The following is a 22,768-nucleotide window of genomic DNA, read 5'->3' as shown; positions in this document are numbered from 1 at the left end:
TAAACATGGCAAAAGAAAAATTTGACCGTAGCAAACCACACTTAAACATTGGTACAATCGGTCACGTTGACCACGGTAAAACTACTACAACTGCAGCTATCACGAAAGTATTAGCTGATAAGGGGTTATCAGAAGCTCGTTCATTTGATTCAATTGACTCTGCTCCTGAAGAAAAAGAACGTGGTATTACAATTAATACAGCGCACGTTGAGTATTCAACTGCTAACCGTCACTATGCTCACGTTGACTGTCCAGGTCACGCGGATTACGTGAAAAACATGGTTACAGGTGCAGCTCAAATGGATGGAGCTATCATCGTAGTTGCTGCGACTGATGGTCCAATGCCTCAGACTCGCGAGCACATCCTTTTGGCTCGTCAGGTAGGTGTTCCTGCATTAGTAGTTTTTATGAACAAGGTTGACTTAGTTGACGACAGCGAGTTGTTAGACTTAGTTGAAATGGAAATTCGTGAATTATTATCATTCTATGAATTCCCTGGAGATGATCTTCCTGTAATCAAAGGTTCTGCATTAGGTGCATTGAACGGTGAAGAGAAATGGGTTGACTCTATCATGGAGCTTATGGATGCTGTGGATAACCACATTCCAATTCCTCCACGTTTGACAGAACTTCCTTTCTTGATGCCTGTAGAGGACGTATTCTCGATCACTGGTCGTGGTACTGTTGCTACTGGTCGTATCGAAAGAGGTGTAATTAACTCTGGAGATCCAGTTGAGATCTTAGGTATGGGTGCTGAAGATTTAAAATCTACAGTAACTGGTGTTGAGATGTTCCGTAAAATCTTAGATTACGGTGAAGCAGGTGATAACGTAGGTTTATTGTTACGTGGTATTGAGAAAACTGATATCCGTCGTGGTATGGTTATCGTGAAACCAGGTTCAGTAACTCCTCACTCTGAATTCAAAGCAGAGGTTTACGTATTGTCTAAAGCTGAAGGTGGCCGTCACACGCCTTTCTTCAACAAATACCGTCCTCAATTCTATTTCCGTACAACAGACGTAACTGGTGAGATCTCTCTAGAAGAAGGAACTGAAATGGTTATGCCTGGTGATAACGTTACTATCAATGTAAAATTGATTAGCCCTATCGCGATGGAAAAAGGTCTACGTTTCGCTATCCGTGAAGGTGGTAGAACAGTAGGTGCTGGTCAGGTAACTGAAATCGTTAAGTAATCTATTCGATTATCGTATAGTATAATAGATAAGCTAACCAGTTCTGCTGGTTAGCTTATTTTTTCAATAGTACTTGCGATATAAGCTTTAGGTCACTTATTAATGCGATAATTATCATTGCTGATATAGGCAGCTCACAAGGCAAAAAAAGTAAATAAGATTTGTTGTAATGGTTGTTAAAGCCTATATTTGCAGCATTCAAAAACAATTCTACGGGCATAGTTCAATGGTAGAATAGAGGTCTCCAAAACCTTTGATCTGGGTTCGAATCCTAGTGCCCGTGCTAAGTAACTCTTAATACAAGTAAACTAACAAATGGCAAAAGTACTTGATTTTTTTAAAGACTCTTATGTCGAGGTTACCGAAAAGGTAACTTGGCCTACATGGGCACAATTGCAAAATCATGCGGTCATTGTGCTTGTTGCTTCTGTCATTATTGCTCTGGTGATTTTCGCCATGGACAAATTGTCGAGTAACGTACTAGAGCTTTTATACGGGATTAACTCTTAATTTTACAGGAATTATAAAGTATGGCGGATCAAAGTCTGAAGTGGTACGTAGTTCGTGCTGTAAGTGGTAAAGAGAAAAAGGTGAAGCAATATGTGGAAGCGGAGATTAATAGACTCGGCATTCAACATTTGGTAACTCAGGTACTCATTCCCATGGAAAAGTATTATCAAATGCGCGACGGTAAGAAAGTAGCCAAAGAGCGTAACTACTACCCTGGATATGTATTGATCGAAGCTGCACTTGATGGAGAGATCGAGCACGCGATCAAAAATGTAAATAGTGTTATTGGTTTCTTAGGTGATAAGGCTGGTAATGCCATTCCTCTTCGCCCTGCAGAAGTTAATCGTATCTTAGGTAAGGTAGATGAAATGGCCGAGCAAGGCGAAAGCATCAATGTTCCTTATTATGTAGGTGAAACAGTGAAAGTAAATGATGGCCCATTCAACGGATTCACTGGTGAGATTGAAGAGGTACATGAGGATAAAAAGAAACTCATTGTCATGGTGAAAGTTTTCGGCCGTAAAACGCCTTTGGAACTGAATTACATGCAAGTGGAAAAAGAATAACGAATAACCACAAGACATATAAAAGCCCTTTTGCGAATAGCAGAAGGGCTTTTGTGCAGTAGAAGAATTGGAAACTATCTTTTTACCCAGATATAGATCTGCTTCCAGCAGACTAACTTGCATTAAAGTATACCCGTGCGTATCAATACTAACTTGGTACATACTATCTACTACGACCGTCCAAGTTTATTGCTGAGATATCTACAGACGGTACTTAAGGCGTAAAGAAGTTGGTAAACATCTCTTATAGCGACCGCTATAAATGTGAAAGATAAGTTAGGAATTAATCGTTGTCCCCGGCGCAAGCAAATGCGTCTTGATTTCTAACGTAGACGGTGCCCGTAATGGTGCCTCCTAGATTATTGACCGTCATTTGTGCACAACTTAGGCCTTGAATATATAACTCCATCCCATTTTCCAAGGTCACAACATATGCAGTTACATAATCATCTTGATCCGAAAGAGTCGAAGAAACAGAACTGGTCGAAGCACAAATGGAAATCATTCCTGCAGCGATTAAAGCAGGTAACATTTTTAGTTTTAACATAATAATTAATTTTAGATGAACAATAAGCCTTCCGCAAATTGAGATTACGGAATCGTTAGTAATATTCTTGATTATTACCAAATGTACAAAATATACGTCTGATAGAGGAAGTTGGGTAATATACTTTGATAAGGTAGAACGATTACATGATATTTGCTCGCGTAAAGGCTAATAGAATTTGTATATCTAGGTGGCTACTTCAAACAACGTAATAGGATGGAACAATGCAATTAATGAGTTCTCTTTGTGTTTTAGAACGAAAATATAGAAGAGTAGCCAGCATGTGGATGACACGAAAAGATGTCTTTTATGTAAAAGAAAAGCCACTCGTTAAAACGAATGGCTTTCTAATGGGGATAATTAAGATTTTTTGACTCTGAAAATTTAGAGCCGGATGATTTTACATCAACTGCTTCAATAAGTTAGTCCAACCTACATTATTCTGGATGATTTGCTGCAGCTGATCCACGCTTACACGTTCTTGCTCCATACTATCACGATGACGAATAGTTACCGTATTATCTTCCAAAGTTTGGTAATCAACGGTGATACAATACGGGGTACCGATAGCATCTTGACGGCGGTAGCGCTTTCCGATAGCATCTTTTTCGTCATACTGCGTATTGAAATCTAGTTTCAACGCAGCAAGTATTTCTTTCGCCTTATCTGGCAGCCCATCTTTCTTCGTTAATGGAAGTACGGCGGCTTTTACCGGAGCGATTGCCGGGTGGAATTTTAGTACTACGCGAGAATCTTGCTTCTCCTCCGTCGAAAGGTCTTCATGTACCAAAGAATTTGCAAAAACGGTTAGAAACAAACGATCCAAACCAATCGATGTTTCGATCACGTAAGGCACATAGTTTTGATTGACTTCTGGATCGAAGTATTGCATTTTCTTGCCAGAAAACTTCTGGTGTTGACTCAAATCGAAATCTGTGCGAGAGTGAATACCTTCTACCTCTTTAAAGCCAAAAGGGAAATCGTACTCAATATCTACTGCGGCATTAGCATAATGTGCCAATTTCGCGTGATCGTGGTAGCGGTATTTCGCCGCATCTGGCCCTAATGCTAAGTGCCATTTTAAGCGAAGCGCTTTCCATTTGTCATACCATTCCATTTCCGTACCTGGGCGTACAAAGAATTGCATCTCCATTTGCTCAAATTCGCGCATGCGGATAATGAATTGACGCGCAATAACTTCATTACGGAAGGCTTTTCCGATTTGTGCAATTCCGAAAGGAATCTTCATGCGGCCTGTCTTTTGCACATTCAGGAAGTTAACAAAGATACCCTGAGCCGTTTCCGGACGAAGGTATACTTGCTCTGCGCCATCTGCCATAGCGCCCATTTGCGTTGCAAACATTAGGTTGAACTGACGAACATCGGTCCAGTTTTTGGTGCCCGACATCGGACAAACGATATTATGTTCTTCGATCAAGGCCTTTAGCTGCGCTAAATCATCCGCATTCAAGGCAGCATCCAAAGCAGTCTGCAACTCGGCCGCTTTGTCACTTTTTCCGTCTTTTTCGTGCCGATCGATTTTGTCTTCGATCAATTGATCGGCTCTATATCTTTTTTTAGAATCTTTATTATCTATCATCGGATCGCTAAAGCCATCAACGTGGCCAGAGGCTTTCCAAGTGGTCGGGTGCATGAAGATAGCCGCGTCGATCCCGACGATATTGTCATTCAATTGCACCATAGATTTCCACCAATAGGTTTTCAAGTTGTTTTTCAACTCCGAACCTAGTTGGCCATAGTCATAGACGGCGCTTAGACCATCATAGATTTCGCTTGATGGGAATACGAAACCATACTCCTTGGCGTGCGAAATGATATTTTTAAAAAAATCGTCTATCTGTTTGCTCATAAGTGGCAAATATAATTATTTAGCGCGTGCAAAACTGCATGCATTTTGCTTTGTTAAGCAGGTTTACTTATACAACGCTCTGATTTGTTCAGAAGCATTTTTATTGTCGACTTTTTTGATGATGTGCGCGATCTTGCCCTCCTCATCGATAACGAATGTGGTGCGTGCGGTGCCCATGTACTTCTTGCCGTACATATTCTTCTCTACCCATACGCCATAATCATTCACTATCTTCTGATCTTCATCAGCTAATAAATTAAATGGCAGCTCGTGCTTCGCAATGAATTTTTGGTGCGATTGCTCGCTATCAATACTTACGCCCAATACTTCGAATCCGTCTTTCAGCAAGCTCTGGTAATTATCTCTAAAGTTGCAGGCTTCCGTCGTACAACCTGGTGTATTATCCTTCGGATAAAAATACAAGATGACGCGTTTGCCTTTAAAATCCGATAGTTGAATGGTATTTCCCTCCTGATTTTTGGCGGTGATAGCCGGAGCCTGATTGCCAATTTCTAATGTGCTCATAAAGTCTTATTTATCGTGTAAATTCTGCTTGGTATATACGTTCATTGTTCTTCCAATCTTTGACTACTAGTCGGAACTGATGTTTTCCTTTACTCAAAGTAGATTGGAACGTGTGCCAAAGATGCCTATTTTTTGGGTCGTACTCCATTAAAACCCATTCTCCATCAATGTAACCGTCAAATGATTGAATGCCTGAAAAATTGTCGGAAATCGTAAAGTCGATTTTTGATTGTTGCGCCACATTCTTTCCTTGGCTGAGATTGCGCGGCGTGATGCTAGGCGCAACGGTATCGACCGCTACATAAAACGAGCCCAAATTGCGTGTGTTCACAACTACCCAACCATCTTCATATTTACCACCTTCTGAGCCAGACTGTGTTGATGCAATCAAGGCTTTATCGCGTAATCTTTCCGGCAAGTTTGTCGGCTTGATTTTTAATTGATAAGTGCTGAAGAGCGGCGTCAGTGGATTGTGTACATGGTGGATTTCCGAAAAACCACCTGCTGGCCTCGCGCTGCTGCTATATTGGAAGTCCAAATCCGTATATAGCACACCTTTCGGAATGTCTAATTGAATGTTGTCCTTCGCAAATTGGTTGTTCTTATTGTAAGACATTAATTGTCCTTTTACGGTGTTGGCCTTCGGCTGATAATTAGCAGAATTCTGAATTTGAAAGTTCAGCTCTGAACAATTGCCTTTTACATCTTTCACCACGTATTTCACGTCGTGAACCTGATCATCCTTTAACTCCAGAACACCGTCGTTCGGAAGGTGATGGAAGATCTCAATCGGGTTTCCGGGATCTTTAAAGCTTTTTTGGTATTTCGCTTTCGAACGTTTCCATTGTGCGTAATCGATATAAGAATGAATACCGCGTGAAGTATTGAAATCCAATTCCTCAAATAGGACGGTAGACATCGGCTTGCCATCGATAAACAGTTCGATCGAATACACCCCATTTTGAAATCCACCGGCACGATGTCGATCAATGGCATTGATACCTAGCCCAAACTTTCCATTTACTTTAATAATTGCGTTATTACTCAGTCTGTAATCTGTACCGCTCACCGCACGCGCTGCTAAAGGTCGGCGGAAGGTGTGTTCGTTGAAGATGCTTTCGCCCATATCATACACCATTAATCCTTGAATTGTTGGTGCAAAACGATCGGCAAATTGCAAACCAAATAGCTGTGTGTTTAACGGATGCTGACTTTTGGTATCTCTGATCTCGAAATGCAAATGCGGGCCGCCAGAAGCACCCGTATTTCCCGAATTGGCAATGACATCACCTTTTTGGAAGCTGAGCACACCTTTGTCTACCATGACATCAACATCAAATCGTTTCTGCTTGTATTGTTCTGCACGGATAATGTTGGTGAGTGCATCATTGAAGTTATTTAAATGTAGATATACCGAGGTGTATCCATTCGGATGATCGATGTAGACCGAATTTCCTCCGCCACCGATCTGCACGCGAACGCGTGAAACTTGCCCATCCGCAACAGCATAAACGGGCAAGCCGGTACGCTGCTGCGTCCGGTAATCATCGCCAGCATGGAAATGCGTCGAGCGTAGTTCGCCAAACGTGCCTGATGCATCGGGTGTAATATTCAGCGGAGAACGGAAGTAATCGACCGGATAATCGCGGGTCGTGATAATATTGTTTTGTTGAGCCTGTACAGCCAATCCTCCAAAAAGGCAGGCTAGTAGACTGGAGAATAATTTTTGCATGCTTTATTTAATTTGGCAACTAAACATTTTTTGCTCTCCCAAATAACCTTCTAGCAGATCGCCAATCTGTACTGGCCCCACACCTTCTGGCGTGCCCGTGTAGATCAAATCGCCTTTTCTAAGCGTGATTCGGGCTGAAATGTAGGCAATCAACTGATCGAAATGAAATATCACATCCTTCGTATTACCTGATTGTACGGTTTCACCATTTTTCTGTAACGAGAAAGACAAGTTGGATAAGTCACCTAGCTCTTCTTTTGGGATCAGCGGACTGATCACAGCGGATTGATCAAAGGCTTTGGCCAGTTCCCAAGGCAAACCTTTCTCTTTATGTTTTTGCTGAATATCTCGTGCGGTGAAGTCAATCCCTAATCCGATCGCATCATAGTACTTGTGCGCAAACTTCTCAGCCACGTGTTTGCCTTCATTACAAATGCGTAATACTACTTCTACTTCGTAATGGATATCTTTCGAGAATTCAGGATAATAAAAGTCTTTGTCGTCTCGCAATACGGCCGTATCAGGCTTCAGAAATATGACCGGCTCCTCCGGCACAGGGTTGTTTAACTCTTTTGCGTGGTTGATATAATTGCGTCCTATGGCGACTATCTTCATGGATTTTTTAGTTTAATGTAATGCGTGTTTATGGGCTATTCAGCACTTCACCATCGCAGCATAACAAATATAAGCAAATCACAGGCCGAGACAAGGATGGGGAGGAGTTGGCGTACATTTTGTGTGGTAAATACTCAAATATTTTAATTATTCTTCTAGGTGAGTAAATATGTATAACTTTAGTAAACAGCTAGAACCATTTCTGTTCTAGGATTACATTTTTGAAAGTGACCCATGTTAATATTGCTTGATGGAAAAGGAGTGAGTAGAGTAACAATTGGCATCGCTGGGTTCAATAGACTTGTTTATAATGAGGTATTTACATGTTGTAAACACGGGTCACTGACGTTAATGATGATTAACTGACGAATTATTTATTTAAACTTTATAATATGAATAGCTACCGAAAAATTACACAGTTATTATTTGGAGCCGCATTGGTATTTAGTTACTCCTCTTGTCAAAAGGATACTACACTACAGAATGACATTGAAGAAATTTCTCCGCAATTGCAAAGTATTCTCAATCTTGGATTTTCTAAAGATAAAATTGAAGACTACCAAAACTACTATTTGGTAGAAGGCTGTTATGTTTTCATCAAAGAGGATTCGAAAGTGCCGAATCATGTAATTGATAGCGACAGCAGTACCGATAGCAAAAAGTCACAGATCTTTAGAAATTTTGGTACAAAGGTAACTTTAGCTAATGCTAATGTCAAAATTTTTGTTACAAATTCTATTCCAACATCGGGTGTTGATGATTGGCGTTCAGCACTTTATAGCGCAGTTGTTCACTATAATGCCATTCAAAATTTGTACTTGAATCTGGAAGTCGTGTCATAAGCAAGTTTAGCTGATATTATTGTACAAGACGATCAGATCCTAAATTTGAGAGATGACGTGTATGCAGCAGCAGATTATCCATTGGGAAATGGTAAACCGGGAAGAAATCTGTACATTAATCTTGACTGGAACAGTAATCAAACTATTAGTGAAGCTGCAAAAACACATATCTTAGTTCATGAATTGGGTCATAATTTAGGATTAGGGCATACTGATATGGCATTAGCTAGCCCTTTTCAACAGATTCCCGGAACTCCACCACCTTCGACGGGAGACCCTTATTCTGTAATGAATTCAAGTTATAATGTTCTTTTTGGCTGGTTAGGTTTTTCAAACTACGATATTATAGCTCTGCAATATGTGTATGGAAAAAAAATCAATGTCTTTATTGATGGTCCACGAAAAGCAAGTAATTCTGGTTCTTATACATGGACTGCAAGCGCTAGTGGCGGAACAGCACCCTATGCTTACGAATGGTATAGCCAGTATGGGTCAAATACTTGGCATGGTCCCATTAGTACTCAAGTTACTTTCAGTGGCTCTATGCCTATTGATCAAGATTTAGAGCTAATGCTTAAAGCAACTGATGCGACAGGTATTACTAATAGTACCACTATACGGGTATTAAATGGGCCTGACAGACCAATTCTACAATGAGTATAGAATTTCGTATAGGTGTTTTAAAAACAATAAGTTAGGTAGAAATAGGCTTTAAAAAGATAAATCATTAAATCTATAGACAGGCTACTTGGATCTGCAAATGTAAATTTTCAATAGATCGAAATATTTGGATATCACAACAGAAGAGGCAGTGACTGAGTGCCAAAAATTGCCATATCTGTCTACTTTGAAAACCTTTTTTGACGGATTGGCGACGTACTGGTTTCCCTCGTTTAAATCCGGGTTCGTCGCCGCAGAATACCAATGGCGGTCTTCCTAGAAGACAAGCCTATACCATCGAAGAGGCCGGTCGAAATACACAAAGTTACAGAGATGCTATTTCACGACAGGGAGCTGATGCATTAACCACACGAGTTTGGTGGGATGTAGAAGATTAGATAATTTTATTACAAGAATTAAATGCGGAAAGGATTACGAGAGTAATCCTTTCCGCATTTTTATCCACATTGTAACAGATATGATGTGTCAAATATTCGATTTAGCATCATCCAACATTCAATATTATTTGTAAATTGGCCGGATCAATTATCTACAAACACACAACATGAAGAGAAGAGAGGTCATCAAACAAATGTTTGTGATGGCGGGTGGTCTATTGATAGCAAGTTCCTGCGATTTCAGTGGGAAGAAAGCATCTATCGCCCTCCGAAATATCGATTTTTCAGCAGATGATGAAGAACTTTTGGGCCGTCTAGTGAATGTTATCATTCCGGAGGACGATTCACCGGGCGGTAAGAGCCTAAACTTGCATTTATTCGTTATGAAAATGCTGGACGATTGCGCATCGCCAGAACAACAAGAAGCTTTCCTAGTTGGACTCAAAAAATGCCATAAGGAAACGGATTCCGATGATGCTAAGCTATTGTCTTATCTAAATGGTTTACCAGAAGATGATCAGTTTGCTACCACCTTAAAAGCCCGTGCGTTGCAAGGCTACCTCAACTCGGAGTACGTGATGACCAATAAATTAATCTATGAATTGGTACCAGGAAGATATGATGGTGCTGTTAAGATAAACGCGTAAACTAGTTATGACAAATTTAAATATTGACTCCGTCAAAGATAGAACCTATGATGCGATTGTGATCGGATCTGGAATCAGTGGCGGATGGTCGGCAAAGGAATTGTGTGAGAAAGGGTTAAAAACGCTTGTATTAGAGCGCGGTCGCGATGTAAAGCACATTAAAGATTATCCGACGACAAATATGAACCCTTGGGAGTTTGAACATCGCAACGAAATGCCTTTTGCGGACAAGCAAGAAAATCCGATTGTAAGCCGTTGCTATGCCTTTCACGAAGATGCAGCGCATTTCTTCGTGAAAGATAAAGAACATCCTTACGTACAAGATAAACCATTTGACTGGATTCGCGGATATCAAGTGGGCGGTAAGTCATTACTTTGGGCGCGCCAAACGCAGCGTTGGTCGGACTTCGACTTTGAAGGTCCGCAGCGCGACGGCTTTGCGGTCGATTGGCCAATTCGTTATCAGGATCTCAAACCTTGGTACGATTACGTAGAGCGCTTTGCCGGCATCGCAGGTGATAAAGATGGCTTGCCCGAATTGCCCGATGGCGAATTCTTGCCGGGATATCCACTCAACGTTGTCGAAAAATACTTCAAGCAAAGCGTAGAAAAGAAATATCCAGAGAGAAAGGTTATATCAGCACGTTGTGCGCATATTTCTAAACCACAGCCTATACATATCGAGCAAGGCCGTACGCAGTGTCAAAATCGCACCTTGTGTCAGCGTGGTTGTCCTTTTGGCGGCTACTTTAGCTCCAATGCTTCTACATTACCATGGGCAGCGAAGACGGGTAATATGACCTTGCGTCCCGATGCCGTCGTGCATTCGATCTTATATGATAAAGAAAAAGGTAAAGCAGTTGGTGTACGGGTGATTGATCGGGATACCAAAGAAGAGATCGATTTCTATGCGAAGGTGATCTTTGTAAATGCTGCTGCGATCAATACCAATCTTATACTATTGAACTCTAAATCCGAACGTTTTCCAAACGGCTTGGGTAATGATAGTGGCACCTTGGGTAAATATGTTGCTTTCCATAATTATAGTGCCCGAATTTACGCGGAATACGAAGGTTTATTAGATTATGCGACCGCAGGCCGCAATCCCGCTGGCGGTGGTTACATGCCGCGATTCCGGAATTTACATAAACAGGAAACAGATTATCTTCGCGGATATGCAGCCGGATTCGGAGCCTGGCGTTCCAAAAACTCAGATCGTAGCGGTTGGGGAGAAGAGCTGAAAAACTCATTGCTCAACCCAGAGTGGGGAAATTGGGGCGTAGGTTCGCACATGATGGGCGAGACCATTCCGAAAGAAGCCAGCTATGTCGCGCTAGATAAATCGCAGCAAGATGATTGGGGCATTCCTTTGCTACACATCTCGGTAGATTATGATGATAATGATGCTAAGATGAAGAAAGATTATCTGGATACGATGGAGGAGATGTTTACTGAGGCTGGTTTTACCAACATTCGTAGAGACGAGAATTCTCAAGCTCCAGGTTTAGACATTCACGAAATGGGCGGTGCCCGAATGGGACATGATCCTAAGACTTCTGTACTCAACAAATGGAATCAAATGCACGATGTACCTAATGTATTTGTTACAGATGGTGCAGCGATGACATCTACTTCCACACAAAATCCTTCCCTTACCTATATGGCGTTTTCGGCAAGATCAGTTGATTTCGCTGTGAATGAACTCAAAAAAGGCAATCTGTAACGATTCCAATACATATACATTACATCATTGACGGAATGCCGAAAATATTTGTGAAAAATATTTCGGCATTCCGTTAAAGTTTTGTTAATTGCTGCCGAAGAACACAACAATTATAAACATCGGGGTCAATGCTTATTCTTTATTTGTAAGCGTTTTTTTATTGACCATCGATAAAACGATTTAGCACAATTTTAAATTTTATGATGTATGAAAAACATGTACAATCCTGATGGGCGTCTATGGACTGCGCTATTAGCTGTTGCTGCGCTCAGCTTCAACAGCCTGCAAGCGGTTCCCAATTCTCCCCGCACTAGTGATCGGACACAGATTACACAGCGCCAAGAAAAGGTGATGGGTCGAGTGAACGACGCTAGCACCAATGAACCAATTAGCGGTGTAACCATCACTGTGCGCGGTACCAATGTAAGTACACAGACAGACGAAAACGGACAATTCACGATTGATGCCAGTAATGGGCAAACGCTTGTTGCTTCCTTTCTAGGATACAAAAAGTCGGAAATGCGGGTGAGTTCGTCAACCGTTAATTTCTCTTTAGACACCGAAGGAGAAGATCTTGAAGAAGTTGTCGTAGTAGGTTATGGTACCATGCGGAAGTCTGATGTGACCGGATCTATCTCCATCGCTAAAGGTTCGGATATGATCAAAAACCAAAACTTTAGTGCGCTAGACAACTTACGTGGTCAGGCTGCAGGTGTGAATGTATATTCCAACTCGAGCCAGCCAGGTGCGTATGCTAACCGCGTGGTAATTCGTGGTACGGCCTCAATCAACTCTTCTTCCAGCCCGCTTTATGTAGTGGATGGAGTGGTGATGGAAAATTTCCACTTGGTAAACCCGAATGATATTGAGCGTATGGAAGTCTTGAAAGACGCTTCTTCTGCTGCGATTTATGGTGCACGTGGTGCCAACGGGGTAATCATCGTAACGACAAAAAGAGGTTCTAAAGATGGTCGCAAAACCATCAGTTACCAAGGATCGGCTAGTGTGAGCTCTCCACAACGCTTTATGGATCTCCTGAATGCGGAAGAATGGGTGCAGGCTTTTATGATCGGTTTGGAAAATGAGAACACGTATCAACCAGATAAATACAACTGGTCACTAGATCGCAAAGACTGGTTTAATGATCCGAATTATTTCGATGCCAATGGTAATCCATTATTTGATACCGATTGGCAACGCGAAGCTACTCGTACAGCGGTGTCGCAAAATCATCAGTTGAATATCCAACAAGGTGATGAAAACTCTTCTATGGGTGCTTTCATTAACTATACCGATCAGCAAGGTGTGGTGAATAACACCTACAACAAACGTGTGAACGGTAAGTTAGCATACGATTCGAAAGTCAAAGATTGGCTTTCTACGAGTATCAACTTAACAGCCAACCATACCTACGGTCGTTTCACACCGGAAGATGGTGGTGGGCAAGAAGCGCGTCGTACGATGATTGAGATGTTGCCTTGGTTGCCTGTATATCAGCCTGATGGTCAATATTCGTTCTCTGGTTCATCTACAGTCAACGGTTTGTTGGGTTTCGAAGGGATGTCTAATCCGGTATCTATTCTAGACTTGCAAGAAAGACGTCGTGCCAATACACAAATCTTTGGTAACGCGGCGTTGACTTTCCACTTGGCAGATGGTTTGGATTTGAAAACACAATATGGCGTGGATAAGCAAAGAAGACAATACAATGGTTATTCGTCTGTATTGCTACACAATATTTCTCGTCCAAATGGTTGGGCACAGATTGAAAATGAAGATATTTTCTACTGGCAACAAGAAACGTACTTAAGCTACAACAAGCAGTTCAATAATCACCGCATTAATGCAGTAGCCGGTTTATCATGGCAAGGACGCGAGCGTAACTTCAGTATGAATCGTACAGAAGGCTTTACCAACGATTTCTTTAAATGGAATAATATGGCAGCCGGTTCTTTACCTCAAGCGCCAGAATCTGCCTACGACCGTTGGGGAATGAACTCTTACTTTATGCGTGCGGCTTATACATTAAATGATAAGTATTCGGCTACGGTTACCGGACGTTATGATGGTTCTTCTCGTTTTGGAGCGAATAACAAATTCGGTTTCTTCCCGTCTATGGGCTTGGCTTGGGTAGCGTCTAATGAATCATTTTTACAAGACGTTTCTTGGATAAATAATTTAAAACTGCGTAGTAGCTTTGGTATCACGGGTAACTCCGAGATTGACCCATATCAATCTATCGGTAGAGCCATTAACAATACACAGCTATTGAATGGTACACGTGTATCCACCTCTTACTTGGGTAATTTGCGTAATGATGATTTGAAGTGGGAAAAAACAGCTACGATCGATGGAGGTTTTGAATTAGGTTTATTCCAAAATCGTTTGAACTTCGATATCTCGTACTACAATCGTAGAACAACCGATTTGCTTTTACAAGCACCGCTTCCGAATGCATCCGGATTTGAATTCGTCACCCAAAACATTGGTGCGGTTAACAACAGAGGTTTTGATATCATGATTAGTGGTTCACCTGTGCGTAATGATAACTTCCAGTGGACATCTACCATTAACATGAACTACAACAAAAATCGCGTGGTTCAATTGGCAAACAATAACGCAGATATTCTTCAGAATAGCTTCGTTTCCGGTCCTAACAGTGTGATCCGTGTTGGCGAAAACTTAAACAGCTTCTACGGATACCGTCGTGATGGCATTTTCACGGTAGAAGATTTTGAAAATGGATTAATCACTAGAGAACAGATTGGTAGACCGAATCGTTCAGCAAATCAAGAAATCTTAGGGAAAGGTATTCCAGATTGGTCCGGAAGTTTTATCAATACATTCAACTACAAGAATTTTGATATGACGGTAGATATGCAAATCGTTTACGGCGTAGAGACTTTGCAACAATTCTATCACTCTACGTATGACCGTTTTGGTATTACCAATGGTTTGAAAGAGGTTCTGACGGATGCTTACAGTCCATCGAATCCAAATACCATGCAACAGGCGATCTATTTGACTAATGGCGGTCACGCTGGACAGGATACACGTATCGATTCTTCTTGGATCGTGGATGGTTCGTTTCTGCGTTTTAACTTGATTCAAGTGGGTTATTCTTTCGACTCTTCGTGGGCTGAACGTTTGGGTATCTCTGGTTTACGTGTTTATGCTAGTGCGAACAACCCATGGGTAATCACTTCCAAAGATTTTAAAGGATATGATCCAGAAAGTACTTCAACTGGAGATGGAAATAAGTTTGGTCAGAATGTAACGTTTTTCTCTTATCCTAGAGCAAAAACCTTCACATTCGGTTTGAACCTAACCTTGTAATTAACCATTTAATACTTAAGACAGATGAATTTTAAATATATCATATTAGGACTTAGTGTGTCAACTATGTTGAGCATGAGTTCTTGTAAAGACTTTTTGGATGAAAATCCAAGAACCGATGTGGGAGAGAATGATTATTATACCACGCAGGCACAAGCGCAAGAAAACGTCAATACGCTTTATCGCTTAGGTGCACCTACTTTTTACGGAAATGCAAATGGTGCGTATCAAGGGCCGTTTGCATCAATTCCAGTCATGTTGACGGGCTATTTCGAAAATAGTTACGAGGGACAGGAGCAGATTAACCAATATTCGCGCTTGTTGACAAGACAGCAAAATACGCGTATTGTATCCAATAGAGTAAATGAGATTTGGCGTACTGCTTTTCAGGCTATTAACATTGCGAATGGTGCGATCAAGAACATTCCTAACATCACTATGCCTGATGATGTAAGAGAAAGATTGACAGGAGAAGCCAAATTCTTCCGTGCTTTCAATTATTTTTTCATGGTAAAAATGTTTGGTGGCCTGCCTTTATCTACCGACCAATACGCAAGCTTGGATCAAGATTTCTTTTTAGCACGTAGTGCTCCGGAAGAAGTGTATAAAGTAATCGAAGAAGACCTTATTGCTGCGGTGGAATCTTTGCCTGATGGAATCTTTAATAGTAGCGGCCGTCGTGTAAATAGAAATGTGGCGGCAATAGCTTTAGCTAATGTCTATTTGCAGCAAAACAAATATGCAGAAGCCGTACCTTACATTGATATCGTGCTTCAGTCTGGTCACACTTTAGCGACGAATACTGACCTTGCCGCAAATAGTGCCTATAATAAATTGCGTACTTCGGATCTCTTGGAGGAAACCATTTATGCGATGGAGTTTGATGAAGTGATTAACCCTGGAGGCTCATGGCCAACATATGGTTTCACAGCCTCAGCTAATGCTATCTTTGATAAGTATACGATCTTCGAACGTGTTTATGGTCCTACTAATCGCTTCTTGAACGTGTACGAAGACGACGATTTACGAATTAAACCTAATCAGTATTATCATTGGAGCTATACCAACCCATTAAATGATAGAACTTGGAATGGTGGCACGGTTGCGGGTGTTTGGGCATTCGTAGAAGAAGATGCTTTGTTAAATACTGGGCGCTCGATCAAAGACCGTAATATTTACCGTTATGCAGAAGCTTTGTTAATCGCGGCAGAAGTGAAAGCTAGAGCAACAGGAGTTGCTACAGCAGCAGGGCATCTAGCAGAAGTGAGAGCACGTGCGAGCACAACCGGTGAAACAGTAGCGGAGATTACCACTCAATTACAGGGCTTATCGGTAGATCAATTTGTACAAGAAGTCTGGAAAGAACGCTTACGCGAATTGCCTTTGGAATTCAAAATGTGGGATGATTGTCTTCGTACTGGTTTGTTCCCGAATATCTCCGCAACGAATAGAGGTCAGGTTACTTTCCAACCACTAGTAGGAGCAGCGAATGGTTCAGGAGCTACGTTCAAACAATCGGATTTGGTTTACCCGATTTCGATGGATGAGCTACAACGTAATCCAAACTTAGAACAAAACGCAGAGTATCAAACGAATTAATCGTTTACGAATATCTTTTTTGAAAGCTACAGCATTAATGCTGTGGCTTTTTTATTTTTTCAACATTTTATTTTCTTTTCATAAAACATGTTAACTAATAATGGGTTACATTTGAAAAGTTGAAACTTTAAAACTGTTTTTACCAAAGAATATTAGTTGTGATGACCATTCTATATACCAAGATAAAGTACGATGGGCTTTGAAAGTAAGACTCCATATTGGCTGGCTGGCTTGTTAAGCACGCTGATCGGATTAGGCATCGGAAGGTTTGCGTACACCGCATTAATTCCTTTGGTCATCCATGACGGTTGGAGCTCCGCTTTTGAAGCTGCACAGCTAGGCGCGGCGGCTCTAGTGGGGTATTTGGCAGGACCTATATTCGTCAATATTACACAAAACAGGTTTCATACTGCTACAATGATTAAGGTAGCTTTAATATTGTGTGCGCTTGGATATATATTCGTAGCGTGGCATGATTTGGGTTTTTACTGGATGTACGTATGGCGGTTTTTAGCGGGTTTTGGTGGTGCGTTGCTGATGGTGCTATCGCCGACATTGATCCTGCCATATTACAAGAAATCAAAAAACAGAGGACTTATTTCCGGCGTTGTTTTTTCCGGTATTGGTATTGGCGTCTGTGTTTCCGGTTTGTTGATTCCGTATTTATATGAACGCATTGGTTTGACCGAAGTTTTCGTTGCTCTCGGTGTGGTGTGCCTATTTTTTACATGGCTTACGTGGAATACCTGGGATCGTGTACCTGTCGTGTCAGAAAACCAGCAGGTGGGTGATCACTCTGCGGTAAAATTTGATTATCGTAACAAAAACTTTTTGTTCCTCCTTACGGCGTATTGCTGTAATGCGGTAGGTTATATACCGCATACGCTCTTTTATGTTGATTTTTTAGTACGACAGATGCATAAGAGCTTTGCTTTTGGGGCCATGGGTTGGACTGTTTTTGGTATTGGTGCACTTTTAGGTCCGGTGTTATTGGGCAAAATATCCGATCTCATCGGATTAAAAAATACAATTTTAGCAAGTTACTTTATCTATATCTTGGCTGTATTTATGCCTGTATTTATCCAAAGTGATCGTGCATTTTATATATCTTCTTTCACGGTGGGTTTTTTTACACCAGGTATGATTACGCTGATATCTTCCTACGCCCTGCGTATTTTCGGGGATTTGAAATATAAAATCGCTTGGAGCACACTGACGTTGGGTTTCTCCTTTTTTCAAGCTGCTGGTGGGTTTTCGATGGTTTTTCTGATTAAGAATGATAACTATTATCCACTATTTTATATTGGTGGAATATTTCTTATCATCTCGTTTGTATCCATATTGGTCATCAAACATCAAGAAACATGAGTATGATAAAAACGACCTACACAGGAGATCTACAAACTATCATTGAACATGTGCAGTCTGGGAGTTTGGTCACTACAGATGCAGATGCTAGAGCGGTAAAAAAATCTTTTTCTGCTAATGAGTTGTTTGTTGGTGCAGTATCTGCATGCATCATCACCGTCATGGAAGTTGCCGCACAACAGCATAATTTTACGATTGGGTGTGCAGAAGCTTTTACTAGGAGAACGATGCGTAGGCATCCTACATTGATCGACAAAATCGAGATTGATATTCATATAAGAAATACAAATTTATCGCAAGTTCAAAAAAGTATATTAATACACACCGCATATCATTGTCCAGTGGTACTAAGCCTGCATGATTCTATAGAAAAAGTCATCACACTTTATTATGTTTAGTGAGGATTAAGCGTATGCTGTATAAATTTACAGTACACGAAAACCGCCCTAATAAAGTTCTCTTCATTAGGGCGGTTTTCATTAAATATTCACTACGGAGGTGCAGAGAGCATAAATTCTAAATATCTACCGTAGCGTCCATTTCAAAATCTTCGTGCATCAAATGCACAATTTCTGTTGCTTTCTCGTAGTTAGTAGACTTCTTCGAGAAGAAATCATGTTGTGTCGTTTCAGTGCTAAGCCCGTTGAGTACAATCGGGTTTACTTGTTTCACTTCAAAGATCGGATCAAAGGCCAAGTTCATGAGCGCCTTGTTACCATTGTACCGTACATATTCTTTTACCTCTGCGGTCAATCCTACCACGGTGTACAATTCTTCTGTGTACTTCAATTCATTCTCATAAAGATCATTTAAGAGCGTCAAGAAACGCGCTTTTACCGCTTCCTTATTTGGTAATCGGTTAAATACTTCTTGTGCCATTAAACCGACGAAAACACCGTGTATCGATTCGTCTGCGATGATCTTTTTAATAATATCTGCAGATGCTACCATTTGCCCTTGGCCACATAACCACAATGGCAAGAAGAAACCCGAATAGAATAAGAATGACTCTAGTAATACCGATGCACCCAAAGCCATGAAAAGCTCCTCATCTGTCACGTTTTCTTTGTCGATCGCACGGTAATATTGATCGATAGTCGACGCTTTGTACTGCAAGAATTTGTTTTCCGATACCCAGCCAAATACATCGTTGATCTCATTGGTCGTCGATACCGTGGTAAAGATCGTAGAGTAAGATTTAGCGTGGATCGCTTCCATCATACACATGTACGATAGTACCGCTTTATTTTGCAAAGAATTGATATGATCAATGATCTTTGGCATGCCGGTGTGGCTTTGCAACGTATCTAGCAAAGTTAAACCGCCTAACGCTTTTTTGTAGCATTCCTTCATATCCCAGCTCAAACCTTTCCAGCTATCAATATCTTTAGAAGGAATGTATTCGGTATCGATCCAAAACTGCTTAATATTCTGTTCCCAGAACATTAGTGCATAATCATTATCGGGTGTATTCCAGTTTACTGCGGTATATTGTTTGCTCATGGTTTGCTTTATAACTTAAAGAAACTGAATCGATATACACAGCGGTATTCCGATTCAGTTCCGATTGGGATTGAATTATACTATAATAAAAAGGTTACGCCGAACACGAGATACATTCCTCGATGGTCGATTTACGCGTACGGGTGTAATACAATGATTTCAGCCCTAATTTGTGTGCATAAATATAATACTTCGCTAAGTCGCGCGTACTGTCTTTTGAATTGGTGTGCAAGATGGTCGATACACCTTGATCGATGTGTCGTTGAATGACCGAAATCATTTTTAATACTTTCATCTGATCCATATCGTATGCAGACTTGAAGTAAAAGTAATTGTCGTTCGTCAAGTATGGCATTGGGTAATACGTGGTACTATCTCCATACTCGCGCACTTCGATGATATCTACGATTGGCATCACCGATGCGGTCGCATTCATGATGTAAGAGGTAGATTGGTTTGGAGCAATTGCCAAGCGGTAAGCATGGTAGATGCCATGCTCTTTTACTTGCGCTTTTAGATTTGTCCAATCTTCGATCGTAGGAATGTGCATGCCTTCAAATAATTCCTGTACTTTATCTGTTTTTGGAAGATAATCGCGTTCCAAATATTTGTCGAAATAGGTGCCATCAGCGTATGAAGATTTCTCGAATCCGACGAATGTGCGGCCTCTTTCTTTGGCAATCTCCATGGAAGCTTCCAAAGAGTAATAGTTCATCGCCATGAAGAAGGTATTTGCGAAATCCAATGCCTCTGTAGATTCATACATGATGAAACTTTTGGCCAAGAAGCCGTGTAAATTCATCGCTCCAAGGCCTACCGAATGCAATTCACGGTTTGCTTTCGCAATAGTCGGTACCATTTCGATATCCGTCACATCCGTTACGACGGTAAGTGCACGCATTGCTATTTTTACTGTTTCTTTGATTCGTTTGTTCTCCATCACCGTAGCGACATTCAGCGAACCTAGGTTGCAAGAAATACCATAACGTATGGTATCTTCTTTGCCATAGATATTGATATCTGAAACTTCAGAAACCTGCATAATCTCTGTACAAAGGTTGGAGAATTTTACGTTTCCTATGCCACTAAGTGCATGTGCTCTATTCGCATTTTCCTTGTAGAAGATGTATGGGTATCCCGATTCCTTTTGAGTTTGCGCGATCTTCACCAATAGATGACGGGCATTTATTTTCTTCTTTTTGATATTAGGGTTGGTGATCAATTCGTCGTACATGGCATCCATATCCAACTCATCCAAGTACTTGCCATACTCTTGCATCACCGTGTGCGGGTAGATCAAATAGCAAGCTTCATCTTTTTCTGCCAATTCCATGAATTTGTCGGGCACGATGATACCGATAGATAACGATTTGATACGTACTTTCTCATCCGCATTGATCTTCTTACAATCCAAAAACTCTTCAATATCCGAGTGGAAAATATTTAGATACACTGCACCAGCACCTGGGCGTTGGCCTAATTGATTGGCGTAAGAAAACGTGTCTTCCATGATTTTCATGATAGGCAATACACCGCCGGCACGTCCCTCCACACCTTTGATAGCTTCGCCACGGGCGCGGATTTTCGAGATGTTGAACGACACACCACCACCAATAGAAGATAGTTTCATCGCAGAATCAATCGCGTAGCCAATCCCGTTTAAGTTGTCGCCAACCTCATCTAAGAAGCAGGAAACCAATTCACCAGATCTTTTCTTTCCAGCGTTTAGAAATGTCGGCGTAGCGGGCTGATATTCTTGGCTAATCATGATTTCTGCGTATTCAAATGCCTTTTGTACCCCATCTTGACGAGCAAGGAATAGTGAAACAGCCATCACGCGATCTTCGTATCGTTCTAGGAATTTTTCGCCAGAATCGTCACGCAACGCATAGCTTTGAAAAAACTTGAATGCCGCCATGAAAGACTGGAAGCGAAATTTCTTAGCATATACATAGTCGTATACTTGTTGAATTTCCTCAAAAGTAAACCATTGATAAAAATCAATGTAATAATTGTTTTCGATCAGGTAATCTACTTTTTCTTTGAGGTTGTAAAAGAACACGGTGTTCTTGTTTACATATTCTAAGAAATAAGCTCTTACAGCCTCTTTGTCTTTATGTAAGCTAAACTCGTCATCATGTTTGATCATGATTTCGTTGTTAAGCAATATCCAGTTTTTCGCTACGTCGTTTGCTATCATAATATTGATTTTTTATAATGTCAATAAACTCATTAATATCTACCAGTGTCCCCGAAAGTTCGAACTTTAAACCAATCGGGAGGTCGAAGTTTTCTGCGAGTTTATCTGCTGCAACGGCGAAGTTTCTTCCCCAGTTGCGATTGCCACTTGAACTAACCGAATGGATCATGTGGCTGTATTTATCGATGAAGGCTTGTGTCTTTTCGGGCACTTTGCCAAAGTTAATGGTATAGGTCACTAAATGACCCATCGTTGATGGTATGGTATCCTCTTCGATACGAGTGGCAGTCCAGCCCGTTATCTGCGTCACTTTATGCATAAAGCGATCTACATTTCCTGTCTTTGAATCGTAATAAATATGAGTCATCAGTCGTGCTTAGAGGGTTTGCAATACGGTTTACAACGCGATATGATCTAGTTCCTCCGGTTTGAATCCGATGATTCTGTGTTTGATTTCGTCTTCTTCAAGCACCAATACCGTGGGTACCGTACGTACTTTGAATTTTACAGCCAATTCTGGCTCGTCAAACGGGTTGATTGTTTCGTAAGATACGCCCTTGTTGTCCAAGTAGGAAGATACCTGTGCGCACGGTGCACAGTCATTCTTTTCAAATTTAATGATTCTTGCCATGTCTATTTAAAATCTTTTGAGGGGTAACTTTAAGCCGAGTAAAGGATTCAGCTTATGTTTGCCATAAATAAATATTCCATTGATTCGGAATCGTGATTATTCCTTTGTCTTGAACAAAGATCAACTATTTTTGACTCGCGAGTTAGTTGGACTTTTCCACATGCAGGTGCGAGATGGCGGTTAAAGTTCGCTCCTCGAATGCTTAGTTTGGTAATCTATTGGTAGACAGTGTTAAAAGTATGTGGATAACTTTGAAAAGCCTTAAATATTTTCCCGAAATATCCCTCAAATATACCGGTATTT

At 41.0% G+C, this 22,768-nt stretch carries 21 protein-coding genes and 1 tRNA gene; 13 read left to right on the top strand and 9 right to left on the bottom strand.

All coding sequences use genetic code 11. The features are described from left to right. Window positions 1-5 precede the first annotated feature (5 nt). The 4 genes from tuf (at window position 6) to nusG (ending at window position 2,269) form a co-directional block, all read left to right on the top strand. The gene (gene tuf / locus AC3IRT_RS15130) at window positions 6-1,193 is read left to right on the top strand and encodes an elongation factor Tu (protein ID WP_489394045.1); all 1,188 of its coding nucleotides are present in this window, start codon (window positions 6-8) and stop codon (window positions 1,191-1,193) included. A gap of 212 nt (window positions 1,194-1,405) precedes the next feature. Continuing rightward, a tRNA-Trp gene (locus AC3IRT_RS15125) sits at window positions 1,406-1,476 on the top strand. 32 nt (window positions 1,477-1,508) lie between these two features. Further along, window positions 1,509-1,703, top strand: a complete 195-nt coding sequence (gene secE / locus AC3IRT_RS15120) for a preprotein translocase subunit SecE (RefSeq protein WP_489394044.1) — start codon at window positions 1,509-1,511, stop codon at window positions 1,701-1,703. Window positions 1,704-1,723: 20 nt separating this feature from the next. After that, window positions 1,724-2,269 carry a transcription termination/antitermination protein NusG gene (nusG, locus tag AC3IRT_RS15115; RefSeq protein WP_489394043.1) on the top strand — a complete coding sequence of 182 codons (546 nt, stop codon included), beginning with the start codon at window positions 1,724-1,726 and terminating at the stop codon, window positions 2,267-2,269. A 283-nt stretch (window positions 2,270-2,552) separates the two neighbouring features. On the opposite strand, the gene AC3IRT_RS15110 is transcribed toward nusG, so the two are convergent. The 5 genes from AC3IRT_RS15110 to AC3IRT_RS15090 form a co-directional block, all read right to left on the bottom strand. Further along, window positions 2,553-2,816, bottom strand: coding sequence for a hypothetical protein (locus tag AC3IRT_RS15110; RefSeq protein WP_489394042.1), 264 nt, complete (start codon window positions 2,814-2,816; stop codon window positions 2,553-2,555). A gap of 400 nt (window positions 2,817-3,216) precedes the next feature. Next, the gene (locus tag AC3IRT_RS15105) at window positions 3,217-4,686 is read right to left on the bottom strand and encodes a glycine--tRNA ligase (protein WP_489394041.1); all 1,470 of its coding nucleotides are present in this window, start codon (window positions 4,684-4,686) and stop codon (window positions 3,217-3,219) included. A gap of 63 nt (window positions 4,687-4,749) precedes the next feature. After that, a complete protein-coding gene (gene bcp, locus AC3IRT_RS15100; RefSeq protein ID WP_489394040.1) occupies window positions 4,750-5,211 on the bottom strand; it encodes a thioredoxin-dependent thiol peroxidase in 462 nt (153 codons plus the stop codon). 10 nt (window positions 5,212-5,221) lie between these two features. Beyond that, window positions 5,222-6,943, bottom strand: a complete 1,722-nt coding sequence (locus AC3IRT_RS15095) for a M23 family metallopeptidase (RefSeq protein ID WP_489394039.1) — start codon at window positions 6,941-6,943, stop codon at window positions 5,222-5,224. A gap of 3 nt (window positions 6,944-6,946) precedes the next feature. Next, entirely contained in the window at window positions 6,947-7,558 is a 612-nt protein-coding gene (locus AC3IRT_RS15090) for a fumarylacetoacetate hydrolase family protein (RefSeq protein WP_489394038.1), read from the bottom strand. Between the two features lie 392 nt (window positions 7,559-7,950). Between AC3IRT_RS15090 and AC3IRT_RS15085 the strand changes: the two genes are divergently transcribed. The 9 genes from AC3IRT_RS15085 (at window position 7,951) to AC3IRT_RS15045 (ending at window position 18,529) form a co-directional block, all read left to right on the top strand. Beyond that, window positions 7,951-8,400, top strand: a complete 450-nt coding sequence (locus AC3IRT_RS15085) for a hypothetical protein (RefSeq protein ID WP_489394037.1) — start codon at window positions 7,951-7,953, stop codon at window positions 8,398-8,400. A gap of 45 nt (window positions 8,401-8,445) precedes the next feature. Next, window positions 8,446-9,057 carry a M57 family metalloprotease gene (locus tag AC3IRT_RS15080; RefSeq protein WP_489394036.1) on the top strand — a complete coding sequence of 204 codons (612 nt, stop codon included), beginning with the start codon at window positions 8,446-8,448 and terminating at the stop codon, window positions 9,055-9,057. A 203-nt stretch (window positions 9,058-9,260) separates the two neighbouring features. After that, window positions 9,261-9,458 carry a SusD/RagB family nutrient-binding outer membrane lipoprotein gene (locus AC3IRT_RS15075; RefSeq protein ID WP_489394035.1) on the top strand — a complete coding sequence of 66 codons (198 nt, stop codon included), beginning with the start codon at window positions 9,261-9,263 and terminating at the stop codon, window positions 9,456-9,458. Window positions 9,459-9,625: 167 nt separating this feature from the next. After that, window positions 9,626-10,105 (top strand): gluconate 2-dehydrogenase subunit 3 family protein, encoded by a 480-nt coding sequence (locus AC3IRT_RS15070; RefSeq protein WP_489394034.1) that lies wholly within the window; start codon window positions 9,626-9,628, stop codon window positions 10,103-10,105. Window positions 10,106-10,112: 7 nt separating this feature from the next. Beyond that, on the top strand, window positions 10,113-11,828 hold the full coding sequence (locus tag AC3IRT_RS15065) for a GMC oxidoreductase (protein ID WP_489394033.1): 1,716 nt from the start codon (window positions 10,113-10,115) through the stop codon (window positions 11,826-11,828). Window positions 11,829-12,035: 207 nt separating this feature from the next. Beyond that, window positions 12,036-15,164, top strand: coding sequence for a SusC/RagA family TonB-linked outer membrane protein (locus AC3IRT_RS15060; RefSeq protein WP_489394032.1), 3,129 nt, complete (start codon window positions 12,036-12,038; stop codon window positions 15,162-15,164). A 24-nt stretch (window positions 15,165-15,188) separates the two neighbouring features. After that, window positions 15,189-16,763, top strand: a complete 1,575-nt coding sequence (locus AC3IRT_RS15055) for a RagB/SusD family nutrient uptake outer membrane protein (RefSeq protein ID WP_489394031.1) — start codon at window positions 15,189-15,191, stop codon at window positions 16,761-16,763. Between the two features lie 192 nt (window positions 16,764-16,955). Further along, entirely contained in the window at window positions 16,956-18,131 is a 1,176-nt protein-coding gene (locus AC3IRT_RS15050; RefSeq protein WP_489394030.1) for a YbfB/YjiJ family MFS transporter, read from the top strand. After that, window positions 18,128-18,529 (top strand): OsmC family protein, encoded by a 402-nt coding sequence (locus AC3IRT_RS15045; RefSeq protein WP_489394029.1) that lies wholly within the window; start codon window positions 18,128-18,130, stop codon window positions 18,527-18,529. Before AC3IRT_RS15050 ends, AC3IRT_RS15045 begins: the two co-directional genes overlap by 4 nt. A gap of 118 nt (window positions 18,530-18,647) precedes the next feature. Here AC3IRT_RS15045 and nrdF read toward each other — a convergent pair whose 3' ends face one another. From nrdF to AC3IRT_RS15025, 4 genes are all read right to left on the bottom strand, one after another. Then, a complete protein-coding gene (nrdF, locus tag AC3IRT_RS15040; protein WP_489394028.1) occupies window positions 18,648-19,634 on the bottom strand; it encodes a class 1b ribonucleoside-diphosphate reductase subunit beta in 987 nt (328 codons plus the stop codon). Window positions 19,635-19,728: 94 nt separating this feature from the next. Next, on the bottom strand, window positions 19,729-21,834 hold the full coding sequence (nrdE, locus tag AC3IRT_RS15035; RefSeq protein ID WP_489394027.1) for a class 1b ribonucleoside-diphosphate reductase subunit alpha: 2,106 nt from the start codon (window positions 21,832-21,834) through the stop codon (window positions 19,729-19,731). Beyond that, window positions 21,794-22,201 carry a class Ib ribonucleoside-diphosphate reductase assembly flavoprotein NrdI gene (gene nrdI / locus AC3IRT_RS15030; protein WP_489394026.1) on the bottom strand — a complete coding sequence of 136 codons (408 nt, stop codon included), beginning with the start codon at window positions 22,199-22,201 and terminating at the stop codon, window positions 21,794-21,796. Before nrdI ends, nrdE begins: the two co-directional genes overlap by 41 nt. Before the next feature lie 30 nt (window positions 22,202-22,231). Further along, complete coding sequence (locus tag AC3IRT_RS15025) at window positions 22,232-22,465, bottom strand: glutaredoxin family protein (RefSeq protein WP_066756813.1); 234 nt, start codon at window positions 22,463-22,465, stop codon at window positions 22,232-22,234. Window positions 22,466-22,768 lie beyond the last annotated feature (303 nt).

This window comes from Sphingobacterium sp. KH_072, from assembly GCF_057837975.1.
The sequence above is the reverse complement of the archived record's forward strand: the minus strand, read 5'-3'. Positions and strand labels throughout refer to the sequence as shown.

Excerpts from the sequence above, each read along its gene's own strand:
- AC3IRT_RS15105 (WP_489394041.1), bottom strand. The coding sequence starts at position 4,686 with ATGAGCAAACAGATAGACGATTTTTTTAAAAATATCATTTCGCACGCC.
- AC3IRT_RS15050 (WP_489394030.1), top strand. The coding sequence starts at position 16,956 with ATGGGCTTTGAAAGTAAGACTCCATATTGGCTGGCTGGCTTGTTAAGC.
- nusG (WP_489394043.1), top strand. The coding sequence starts at position 1,724 with ATGGCGGATCAAAGTCTGAAGTGGTACGTAGTTCGTGCTGTAAGTGGT.
- AC3IRT_RS15025 (WP_066756813.1), bottom strand. The coding sequence starts at position 22,465 with ATGGCAAGAATCATTAAATTTGAAAAGAATGACTGTGCACCGTGCGCA.
- AC3IRT_RS15090 (WP_489394038.1), bottom strand. The coding sequence starts at position 7,558 with ATGAAGATAGTCGCCATAGGACGCAATTATATCAACCACGCAAAAGAG.
- AC3IRT_RS15070 (WP_489394034.1), top strand. The coding sequence starts at position 9,626 with ATGAAGAGAAGAGAGGTCATCAAACAAATGTTTGTGATGGCGGGTGGT.
- secE (WP_489394044.1), top strand. The coding sequence starts at position 1,509 with ATGGCAAAAGTACTTGATTTTTTTAAAGACTCTTATGTCGAGGTTACC.
- nrdF (WP_489394028.1), bottom strand. The coding sequence starts at position 19,634 with ATGAGCAAACAATATACCGCAGTAAACTGGAATACACCCGATAATGAT.
- AC3IRT_RS15085 (WP_489394037.1), top strand. The coding sequence starts at position 7,951 with ATGAATAGCTACCGAAAAATTACACAGTTATTATTTGGAGCCGCATTG.
- tuf (WP_489394045.1), top strand. The coding sequence starts at position 6 with ATGGCAAAAGAAAAATTTGACCGTAGCAAACCACACTTAAACATTGGT.
- AC3IRT_RS15055 (WP_489394031.1), top strand. The coding sequence starts at position 15,189 with ATGAATTTTAAATATATCATATTAGGACTTAGTGTGTCAACTATGTTG.
- AC3IRT_RS15110 (WP_489394042.1), bottom strand. The coding sequence starts at position 2,816 with ATGTTAAAACTAAAAATGTTACCTGCTTTAATCGCTGCAGGAATGATT.
- AC3IRT_RS15095 (WP_489394039.1), bottom strand. The coding sequence starts at position 6,943 with ATGCAAAAATTATTCTCCAGTCTACTAGCCTGCCTTTTTGGAGGATTG.
- bcp (WP_489394040.1), bottom strand. The coding sequence starts at position 5,211 with ATGAGCACATTAGAAATTGGCAATCAGGCTCCGGCTATCACCGCCAAA.
- nrdI (WP_489394026.1), bottom strand. The coding sequence starts at position 22,201 with ATGACTCATATTTATTACGATTCAAAGACAGGAAATGTAGATCGCTTT.
- nrdE (WP_489394027.1), bottom strand. The coding sequence starts at position 21,834 with ATGATAGCAAACGACGTAGCGAAAAACTGGATATTGCTTAACAACGAA.
- AC3IRT_RS15045 (WP_489394029.1), top strand. The coding sequence starts at position 18,128 with ATGAGTATGATAAAAACGACCTACACAGGAGATCTACAAACTATCATT.
- AC3IRT_RS15060 (WP_489394032.1), top strand. The coding sequence starts at position 12,036 with ATGAAAAACATGTACAATCCTGATGGGCGTCTATGGACTGCGCTATTA.
- AC3IRT_RS15065 (WP_489394033.1), top strand. The coding sequence starts at position 10,113 with ATGACAAATTTAAATATTGACTCCGTCAAAGATAGAACCTATGATGCG.